This is a genomic window from Mesorhizobium sp. M1A.F.Ca.ET.072.01.1.1 (genome assembly GCF_004023325.1).
Classification (GTDB): domain Bacteria; phylum Pseudomonadota; class Alphaproteobacteria; order Rhizobiales; family Rhizobiaceae; genus Mesorhizobium.
Map to the genome: position 1 here is coordinate 1 of NZ_RZSF01000501.1, position 3,467 is coordinate 3,467.

Consider the following 3,467-nt stretch of genomic DNA (forward strand, 5'->3'; position numbering starts at 1 on the left):
GGCAAGCTTTTCGATTGTGTGGATGTCCGGCTGGGCGCCCGATGCCTCACAGCAGAAGCCGCTGAAGCCTGGCTCGGCCAGGGTCTCGCTGAAGACGATCCTCGAGAAGCCGACGGGGCACTGACCATGCGCGCCGCGGTCTGACCGATGCGGTCAGTGCTGGGCAAAGGCGTTGGCAAGCCTGCTGTTGTTGTCGGAGAACAGCCACTGGATCGCGTCGGCGGCCTTGCCGACGCCGCCGACGATTACAAGCGACAGCACGGCAACGATCAGGCCATATTCGATGGCCGTGGCGCCTGATTCATCTTCTATGAATTGCTGCAGCAGGTTTTTCATGGTCATCGATCCCTCTTGGCGGGAACCATAGCGCCTACCCGTTAAGAAAGGTTAACGGCAAAAGCTTAACGGGCGGTGAAATAGCGGTTTCTTGCTGAATTTATTAACCAATTAGCACTCGCCGTAGCGGCTGCCATCGTTGCGGATTACGCAAACGGAACTTGGCAGCGGCTGCAGCACGCTTCGCCGCAGGGTGTAGGTATCGCGGCGACCGATCGAACCGGTGCTGCTTAGGTCGAGTCCGCCGGTCAAGCTCTCGCGCGCGCCCTGCGGACGCAACTGGCTGTCCAGGAAAGGCGTCGCGATCAGAGCCAGCGCCACCGCGGCCGACCCGAAAAGCAGGGTGATCCGCAAGATACCCATGCCGGCATCGGCGGCGCGGAAAGTGCGGTCGGGCCGGATCGAGTCCCATTCTCTGTCGAGGCTCATGGATTGGCTCCAATCAAAATCGGCATGCCGCCGCGCGGACGATTCGCGTCAATTTTCCATGTCGAGATAAATCTTCCATTAACGCTGCCTAAAGCAGACGGAGCAAACGGCGGCTTGGACTGCGTTTGGTGGAAACGCTGAAGCGGCTGTGACGATCACAAGAGATCGATGAGGAACTGGATCAGCGGCGCGTCCGCCGGCGGCATCGGGTAGTCGCGCATCTGGCGCGGCCTGACCCATTTCAGCCCCTGCCCTTCCCTCGGCTGCGCGATGCCGCGGAAGCGCCGGCAGATGTAGAGCGGCATCAGCAGGTGGAAATGGTCATAGCTGTGGCTGGCGAAGGTGAGCGGCGCCAGGCAGGGGATCTCGGTCTCGATACCGAGCTCCTCATGCAGCTCGCGCACCAGGCATTCCTCGGGCGTCTCGCCTGGCTCGACCTTGCCGCCCGGAAACTCCCAAAGGCCGGCGAGCTGCTTGCCCTCGGGACGCTGCGCCAGAAGCACGCGTCGGTCGGCATCCACCAGCGCGCAGGCCGCGACAAGAAGCAGGCGCTTTCCGGCTGGCGTGATCTCGCTCATGCGTCCGGCCGCCGGCGATAATGGTAGCGATAGACTTCCTCGAAGCCGAGCGACCGGTAGAGCGACAGCGCCGCAACATTGCCGGCTTCCACCTGCAGCCAGGCTTCGCGCGCGCCGCGCAGCCTGGCCCATTTCAGCGCCGACAGGATGAGGTTGCGGCCATGGCCCTTTTTGCGCGCCGATTTTTCGGTGGCGACCTCGAACAGGCCGGCGAGATCGCCGTCATGGACGCAGATCAGCGTTGCCAGCGGCTCATTGCCGTCCTCGAGCGCAAACAGCCCCGCCTCAGGCTGGATTGCGCCGATGACTTCCGAGAGGCCGGCTCGCAGCGAGGCGTCCGAGCCGTTCGTCCTGATCGCCGCGCCGATGAAGCGGCTGATGTCTTTCAGCGGAATCTGGTCCATCGCGGCGTCGAGTTGCGCCTCCTTGAGCGGCAGACGCATCACCACCGATTCGTCGAACCGGCTCCAGCCTGCATCGTCGAGATGCGTCGACAGCACCTGCCCCGAAAGCGGCGACATACGAAAGGTCAGCGGCCGGCCGTAAGCCTCGAAGCGACGGCTGGCGCGCACGATGCGTTCGGCAATGGCATGCGTGTCGCCGGGATCGAGCGGATTGACCGAATTCAGGCGCTTCGCCGGATGGCCCGCCGTCAGCCGCACCAACCATGTCCCGTCATAGTGAACGGCCGCCGCCGGCCAGGCGCGAAAGCCCGCCGCCTCGTAGCGGCGCACGATCGCGAGCACGCTTGCCGGATGCGTCGACACCGGTGCCATCAGCTCCGGTAGTCGCCATTGATGGCGACATATTCCTTGGTGAGGTCGCAGGTCCACACCGTCGCCTTGCCGCGGCCGATGCCAAGGTCGGCGCGGATGCGGATGTCGTCGCGCTTCATATAAGCCGAGGTCGCTTCTTCCGAGTAAGCCGGATCGCGCTCGCCCTCATGCGCCAGCCGGTTGTCGCCGAACCAGATCGACAGCCGGTCGCGGTCGGCCGGCTCGCCGGCCTTGCCGACGGCCATGACGACGCGGCCCCAATTGGCGTCCTCGCCGGCGACCGCAGTCTTGACCAGCGGCGAGTTGGCGATCGAAAGCGCGACGCGCTTGGCCGAGCGCGCGGATTTGGCGCCGGTGACGGTGACCTCGACCTGCTTGCGCGCGCCTTCGCCGTCGCGCACCACCTGCAGGGCCAGCGACTTCAGCACCTTGCCGAGTGCGCGGCGGAAGGCGCCGAGCCGCGCATCTTTCGGGTCGCTGATCTGGGGCGCGCCGCGCGAACCAGCCTTGCCGGTGGCGAAGAAGAGCAGCGTATCGCTGGTCGAGGTATCGCTGTCGACAGTGACCGCGTTGAAGGTCTTTGCCGTGCCGCGCGACAACAGATCCTGCAGCACCGGGGCTGCGATCGGCGCGTCGGTGGCGATGAAGGAGAGCATCGTGGCCATATCGGGCGCGATCATGCCGGCGCCCTTGGCGATGCCGTTGATGGTGACGTCGGCGTCGCCGAGCTTCACCATCTGGGTCGCCACCTTCGGATAGGTGTCGGTGGTCATGATGGCCTTCGCCGCCTCGGTCCACAGGTCCGGCTTGCCGTCCTTCACCAGGCCGGCGAGCAGATGGCTGAATTTGTTGGTGTCGAGCGGCTCGCCGATGACGCCGGTCGAGGCCAGGAACACTTCGCTCTCGGAGCATCCGGCGGCCTTCGCCGCCGCCTCGCCGGTCAACGCCGTCGAGGCGCGGCCTTTCTTGCCGGTGAAGGCGTTGGCATTGCCGGAATTCACCACCAGCACGCGCGCCTTGCCGGCGGACAGGTTCTGGCGGCAGTAGTCGACCGGCGCCGAGGGGCATTTCGACTTGGTGAAGACACCGGCGACGGCCGTGCCGGGATCGAAGATCATGGCAAGCAGATCGGTGCGATTGCGATATTTGATCCCGGCCTCGGCGGTAGCGATGCGCACGCCCTCGATGACCGGCATCTTGGGATATTTCTTCGGTGCGAGCGGCGAAATCGTTGCGGACATGGGACCCCGGAGCGGCAGAACGCAAATAGGAGGCCGGTTTGCCCGATAGCGCGCGCTGGCGCAAGAGCGTTCTGGCCGCGCTTCATGGGCTCTCTCGGGGCGCGCCG

General features: G+C 65.2%; 5 protein-coding genes and 1 pseudogene. 1 reads left to right on the plus strand and 5 read right to left on the minus strand.

Annotated features, from left to right (window positions below):
- A pseudogene (locus EOA32_RS40400) lies at window positions 1-124 on the plus strand (SAM-dependent methyltransferase); the annotation flags it as partial.
- Window positions 125-153: 29 nt separating this feature from the next.
- On the opposite strand, the gene EOA32_RS35045 reads toward EOA32_RS40400, so the two are convergent.
- The 5 genes from EOA32_RS35045 to argJ all read right to left on the minus strand — a co-directional run bounded on the left by EOA32_RS35045 (window position 154) and on the right by argJ (window position 3,360).
- Window positions 154-342, minus strand: a complete 189-nt coding sequence (locus EOA32_RS35045) for a Flp family type IVb pilin (RefSeq protein WP_082953632.1) — start codon at window positions 340-342, stop codon at window positions 154-156.
- A gap of 105 nt (window positions 343-447) precedes the next feature.
- On the minus strand, window positions 448-765 hold the full coding sequence (locus tag EOA32_RS35050) for a hypothetical protein (protein ID WP_095828467.1): 318 nt from the start codon (window positions 763-765) through the stop codon (window positions 448-450).
- Window positions 766-920: 155 nt separating this feature from the next.
- Window positions 921-1,343, minus strand: a complete 423-nt coding sequence (locus EOA32_RS35055) for a (deoxy)nucleoside triphosphate pyrophosphohydrolase (protein WP_066990121.1) — start codon at window positions 1,341-1,343, stop codon at window positions 921-923.
- Window positions 1,340-2,119, minus strand: a complete 780-nt coding sequence (locus tag EOA32_RS35060) for a GNAT family N-acetyltransferase (RefSeq protein WP_176477585.1) — start codon at window positions 2,117-2,119, stop codon at window positions 1,340-1,342. The genes EOA32_RS35055 and EOA32_RS35060 overlap by 4 nt, the downstream gene beginning before the upstream one ends.
- On the minus strand, window positions 2,119-3,360 hold the full coding sequence (argJ, locus tag EOA32_RS35065; RefSeq protein WP_066990124.1) for a bifunctional glutamate N-acetyltransferase/amino-acid acetyltransferase ArgJ: 1,242 nt from the start codon (window positions 3,358-3,360) through the stop codon (window positions 2,119-2,121). Before argJ ends, EOA32_RS35060 begins: the two co-directional genes overlap by 1 nt.
- Window positions 3,361-3,467: the final 107 nt, after the last annotated feature.

Excerpts from the sequence above, each read along its gene's own strand:
- EOA32_RS35045 (WP_082953632.1), bottom strand. The coding sequence starts at position 342 with ATGACCATGAAAAACCTGCTGCAGCAATTCATAGAAGATGAATCAGGC.
- EOA32_RS35050 (WP_095828467.1), bottom strand. The coding sequence starts at position 765 with ATGAGCCTCGACAGAGAATGGGACTCGATCCGGCCCGACCGCACTTTC.
- EOA32_RS35055 (WP_066990121.1), bottom strand. The coding sequence starts at position 1,343 with ATGAGCGAGATCACGCCAGCCGGAAAGCGCCTGCTTCTTGTCGCGGCC.
- EOA32_RS35060 (WP_176477585.1), bottom strand. The coding sequence starts at position 2,119 with ATGGCACCGGTGTCGACGCATCCGGCAAGCGTGCTCGCGATCGTGCGC.
- argJ (WP_066990124.1), bottom strand. The coding sequence starts at position 3,360 with ATGTCCGCAACGATTTCGCCGCTCGCACCGAAGAAATATCCCAAGATG.